This is a genomic window from Streptomyces sp. AcH 505 (assembly GCF_000818175.1).
GTDB lineage: Bacteria > Actinomycetota > Actinomycetes > Streptomycetales > Streptomycetaceae > Streptomyces.
Genome location: NZ_JTIY01000001.1, coordinates 1,648,766 through 1,653,784 on the forward strand (window position 1 = coordinate 1,648,766; position 5,019 = coordinate 1,653,784).

4 protein-coding genes and 1 pseudogene are annotated in these 5,019 nt (G+C 68.3%); all 5 read right to left on the minus strand.

Annotation, left to right across the window (positions count from 1 at the left end; translation table 11 throughout):
- Window positions 1-156: 156 nt before the first annotated feature.
- Window positions 157-1,251: a c-type cytochrome biogenesis protein CcsB gene (gene ccsB, locus HY68_RS07650; protein WP_041985986.1), complete on the minus strand. Its 1,095-nt coding sequence runs from the start codon at window positions 1,249-1,251 to the stop codon at window positions 157-159.
- Window positions 1,248-3,068 (minus strand): cytochrome c biogenesis protein ResB, encoded by a 1,821-nt coding sequence (locus tag HY68_RS07655; RefSeq protein ID WP_041985988.1) that lies wholly within the window; start codon window positions 3,066-3,068, stop codon window positions 1,248-1,250. The genes ccsB and HY68_RS07655 overlap by 4 nt, the downstream gene beginning before the upstream one ends.
- A gap of 4 nt (window positions 3,069-3,072) precedes the next feature.
- Window positions 3,073-3,795, minus strand: coding sequence for a cytochrome c biogenesis CcdA family protein (locus tag HY68_RS07660; protein ID WP_078863898.1), 723 nt, complete (start codon window positions 3,793-3,795; stop codon window positions 3,073-3,075).
- A gap of 46 nt (window positions 3,796-3,841) precedes the next feature.
- Window positions 3,842-4,465, minus strand: coding sequence for a TlpA disulfide reductase family protein (locus tag HY68_RS07665; RefSeq protein WP_041985991.1), 624 nt, complete (start codon window positions 4,463-4,465; stop codon window positions 3,842-3,844).
- Window positions 4,466-4,563: 98 nt separating this feature from the next.
- A pseudogene (locus HY68_RS44850) lies at window positions 4,564-5,019 on the minus strand (hypothetical protein); the annotation flags it as partial.

Sequence of the window (5,019 nt, forward strand, 5' to 3'; positions counted from 1 at the left end):
TCGCGACGCTGCCGAAGCCGACGCTGCCGGGCGACGGCCAGACCCTGCCGAAGCAGGAGCCGGGCGTACGGCCGCGCCGCTGACACACACGTACCGCCTGCCCCGTACCGACGGGGCAGGCGGTACGGAGCAGGCGGTACCTCGCGGGCAGACCGCTCAGACGCCGGCGTACGAGTGCTTGCCGGTGACGAAGATGTTCACGCCGTAGTAGTTGAACAGCCAGCAGCCGAAGGCGATCAGCGCCAGGTAGGCGGCCTTGCGGCCCTTCCAGCCCGCGGTGGCGCGTGCGTGCAGGTAGCCGGCGTACGCGACCCAGGTGATGAACGACCAGGTCTCCTTCGGGTCCCAGCCCCAGTACCGGCCCCACGCGTCGCCCGCCCAGATCGCGCCCGCGATGATCGTGAACGTCCAGAGCGGGAAGACGGCGGCGTTGACGCGGTAGGCGAACTTGTCGAGCGTGGCCGACGCGGGCAGCCGCTCCATGACGGAGGTGGCGAAGGCGCCCGGCTGCCGGCCCGCCGCCAGCTTGGACTCGTAGCGCTCCCGGAAGAGGTAGAGCAGCGTGGCGACCCCGCCGACGTAGAACACGGCGCCGCAGAAGATCGCGGTGGAGACGTGGATCCACAGCCAGTACGAGTGCAGGGCGGGAACCAGCTGGTCGCTGGCGGTGTACAGGACGGTGACGGCGAGGCCGAGGTCCAGGAGGACCGTGGTGACCAGGGGCAGCCCGAGCCAGCGGATGTTCTTCTTCAGCGCCAGGAAGGTGAGGTACACACCGACGGCGACCGTGGAGAAGGTCAGGTTGAACTCGTACATGTTGCCCCACGGCGCCCGCTGTACGGACAGCGCGCGGGTGAGGACACCCCCGGCCTCGACGACGAAGGCGAGGATGGTGAGGGAGATGGCGATCCGGCCGTACATGTCGCCCTGCTCGTCACCGCCCGCGGCGCCGGGTCCGTCGGGGACGTCACGGGTGCCGGACGCGGTCCTGACGACGACCTTCGGCCGGTCGAGTACGGCGGTCCCCGCGCCCTTCCGGGCCACCTGCACCTTGACGGAGCCGGCCGCCGTGGACTCCTTCGCGTCGCCGGTCAGCGCTGCGGCGGTGCGGGCGATCTTGCTCCTGCTGCCGAACAGCCACTCCGCGATGTGCGCGAAGAAGGCGAACATATAGACGGCCATGGATGAATAGATCAGCACATTGCTGGTGTGCGCCAGGCTCTCGTTGGTTACCGCGGCGGCGAGATTCACTTCTCAGCCCCTTCGACAGTTTCGACGGTTTCGGCAGTCTCGGCGGGTTCGGCGGGTTCGGCGGGTTCGTCGGGTTCATCGGGATCGGGCGCTGTGGGCGCCTGATTGTTGAGGGCCAGGGCCAGATCGCCCAGCTCCTCGGGGAGTTTGGCGGACTCGCTGCGGCCGAGCCCCGCCATCTCGACGACGGTGACGCCGTCGGCGCCCCGGGCGGCCCGGACCCAGATCCGGCGCCGCTGGATGAAGAGGGAACCGGCCAGCCCCAGGATGGCCGCGATGGCGCCGCCGAGGGCCCAGCCGGCGCCGGGCTGGTGGGTGATCTGGAAGCTCGCCCACTGCTTGACGTCCCTGTCCATCGTGATCGAACCGGCCCCGTCGGGCAGGGTCAGGGTCTCGCCCGGCAGCAGCGTCTTCTTCAGGATCTTGCCCTGGGCGTCCTTGAAGGGCTTCATCTTGCTGGTGTCCAGCTGGTACACGTTCTGCGGCACACCGGCGTTGACCCCCAGGTCCCCGTGGTACGCGCCGATGTTGAGCGCCGGGAAGTCGAGGTCCGGGAACTGCGAGAACATCTGCCCGGACGCCTTGCCGCCGTACGTGGGCACGAAGAGCGCGGCGAAACCGAGCTGGTCCTTCTTGCCGTTCTTGTCCCGGTACCCGTCCATCACCTTGATGGCGCCGCTGGACGAGAGGTTGGTGTCGAAGGGCAGCAGCGGCGTCGCGCCGGAGAAGACGACCTTGCCCTTGCCGTCCTTGACGGTGACGGTCGGCGCGTAGCCGTGGGAGATCAGGTAGACCTTCGAACCGTCGACCACGAGCGGCTTGTTGACCTTGATGAGTTTGGTGTGTTCCTTGTCGCCGGGTCCCGCCGTGTAGCGGACCTTCGCCTCGAAGGTCCTGGCCGTGCCGATCTCGGGCCCTTGCCGCTCCCACGTGCCGACGAACTTGTCGAGGGTGAAGCTGAACGGCGCGAGGTTGTCCGCGTCGAAGAGCGACCCCGACTTGAAGTCGTCGAACTGGGTGAGGGTGTTGGAGAAGGCGCCGCCCTCGACGATCAGCTTGCCGCCCTCGGACTTGAAGAGCTGGCCGCTGGCGAAGGAGACCAGCATCACGATCAGCGCGATATGGAAGATGAGGTTCCCGGCCTCGCGCAGATAGCCCTTCTCGGCCGTGACGGCGTCCCCGTCGGCGTCCGCGCGGAAGCGGTGCTTCTTGAGCAGCGCGAGCGCCGCCGTGCGCGCCTCTTCGGGTTCGGCCGTGGTGCGCCAGGTGGTGTACGCGGGCAGCCGGGTCAGCCGCTTGGGCGCGGCGGGCGGCCGGCCGCGCAGCTGGCCGACGAACTGCCAGGTGCGCGGGACGATGCAGCCGATGAGGGAGATGAACAGCAGGATGTAGATCGCGGAGAACCACACCGAGCTGTAGACGTGGAACAGCTGGAGCTTCTCGTAGATCGGCGAGACCGTCGGATGCTGCTTCTGGAACGTCTCGACCTTGAGCTGGTCGCTGCCGCTCTGCGGGATCAGCGAGCCGGGGATGGCGCCGAGGGAGAGCAGGAACAGCAGGAGCAGCGCGATCCGCATGGAGGTGAGCTGCCGCCAGAACCAGCGCGCCCAGCCGACCACCCCCAGCACCGGGCCGCCGATGAGGGATTCCTCGCGGGGGGCGGTGGAGAGCTGGGACCCTGCGGCGCCGAGTTCCCTGGCGTCCTGGACCTCGGCCCGGACCTCCGCCTGGGCCGCGCCGTCCGTCGTCCGTGCTGTGTCGTCGGCCCGTGCTGTGCTGTCGGCCCGTGCTGTGCTGTCGGGCTCTGTCTTGCTCATGGAACTAGATCCCCACCGTGAAGCCGTTGGACCAGGACTGCGTCTGTTGCACGATGCTGTCCCACGCGCCGGTCAGCAGCAGCAGCCCCGTCACGATCATCATCGCGCCGCCGATCCGCATCACCCACGCGTAGTGCCGCTTGACCCAGCCGAACGCGCCGAGTGCCTTGCGGAACGCCACGGCGGCGAGCAGGAACGGCACGCCGAGACCGAGGCAGTAGGCGACGGTCAGTATCGCGCCCCGGCCCGCGCTCGCCTGGTTCATCGCCAGGAAGCTGACGGACGAGAGGGTGGGGCCGAGGCAGGGCGTCCAGCCGACGCCGAAGAGCGCGCCGAGCAGCGGTGCGCCCACCAGACCCGTCACCGGCCGCTTGTGGAAGCGGAATTCGCGCTGGGTGAGCCAGGGCATCATGCCCATGAAGAACGCGCCCATCACGACCAGCAGGACACCGAGGACCTTGGAGATCACTTCCCGGTTCTCCTGGAGCCGCTCCCCGAAGAAGCCGAAGAGCGCGCCGCCGGAGACGAAGACCGCGGTGAAGCCGATGACGAACAGCGCGGCGCCCGCGACCATCCGGCCGCGTCGGGCGTCCGCCAGATCCGTACCGGCGACGCCGGTCACGTACGAGAGGTAGCCGGGTACGAGCGGCAGCACACAGGGCGAGAAGAACGAGACGAGGCCGCCGAGCAGCGCGATCGGCAGCGCCGCGAGGAGCGCGCCGTCCATGATCGTGCCGTTCTGGAGGGATGCCTCGGCGAGAGCCAGCACGGGATCACTTCTCCGCGATCAGCGGGTCGATCATCTTGTGCAGCGAGTCCGTGTTGACCCCGCCCAGCGACCGGGCCGCGATCTTCCCCTGCCGGTCGAGCACGATCGTGGAGGGGATGCCCTGCGGGTTGAGGGTGCCCTTGGGGAAGCTGTTGAGGATGAGCTTGCCCGCCGGGTCGTAGAAGCTCGGGTAGGTCAGACCGCTGTCCTTCTCGAACGCGATGGCCGGACCCTTCGACTCGTCACGGGTGTTGATCCCGACGAACGCCACGCCCTTGGGCCCCAGGTCCTCGGCGCCGCGCACCAGATAGGGCGCCTCTTCACGGCAGGGCGAGCACCACGAACCCCAGACGTTCAGGACGACGACCTTGCCCTTGAGGCTGGCGATGTCGAGCTGCTTGCCGGTGAGCGTGTCGCCCGACATCTTGACGGCCGAGCCGCGGTCGCCCTTCGCGACGGTGTCTATGCCGCCGCTCGTCGACACGAAGTTGGTGTTGCCGCCGCCGCCGGACTTGCCGCCACCGCCGCACGCCGTCAGCGCCAGCGCCGCCGCCACGCCGATGACCGGCAGGGCGACGGCGCGAAGTCGACGGCTGGAGCGGCGTCGGGGGGCGCTGCCAAAGTTCATGTGAAAAGTTTCGCATGGGCGTTTCGGGGGATCTTGCGCACCCCCCTCTGTGCCGGCGGCGCCCGCGAATCCCGCTGCGGGCGGCTGTGCGGGGGCTGTCAGACGGCTTTGAGGAAGGTGTTCCAGCCGCCGGCCGGGTTCTGTCCGACCTCAAGTGTGCGCAACTTGGCGAGTACGGCGGGGTCCTGGACGTCGAGCCAGTCGGTGAACTGCCGGAACGACACCATTCGGACGTCTTTGGTGCCTGCGATCTCCTTCATCGCGTCTTCGACGGCATCCATGTAGATTCCGCCGTTCCACTCCTCGAAGTGGTTGCCGACGAAGAACGGCGCCCGGTTCGTTTCGTACGCCCGCCGGAAACCGGCGATATACGACTGGGTCGCCTGCTGGCGCCAGGCCGGGTAGTTGGAGGTCATGCCGTGGGTCGAATTCTTCGACTGGTTGGCGAGGATGTTGTAGTCCATGGAGAGGACTTCGAAGCTGTGCCCCGGGAACGGGATGCCCTGGAGCGGGAAATCCCAGATGCCCTGTTTCTTGTCGGGCCAGACCTGATT

Coding starts and splice junctions, on each gene's coding strand:
- HY68_RS07660 (WP_078863898.1), bottom strand. CDS start 3,795: ATGGACGGCGCGCTCCTCGCGGCGCTGCCGATCGCGCTGCTCGGCGGC.
- HY68_RS07665 (WP_041985991.1), bottom strand. CDS start 4,465: ATGAACTTTGGCAGCGCCCCCCGACGCCGCTCCAGCCGTCGACTTCGC.
- HY68_RS07655 (WP_041985988.1), bottom strand. CDS start 3,068: ATGAGCAAGACAGAGCCCGACAGCACAGCACGGGCCGACAGCACAGCA.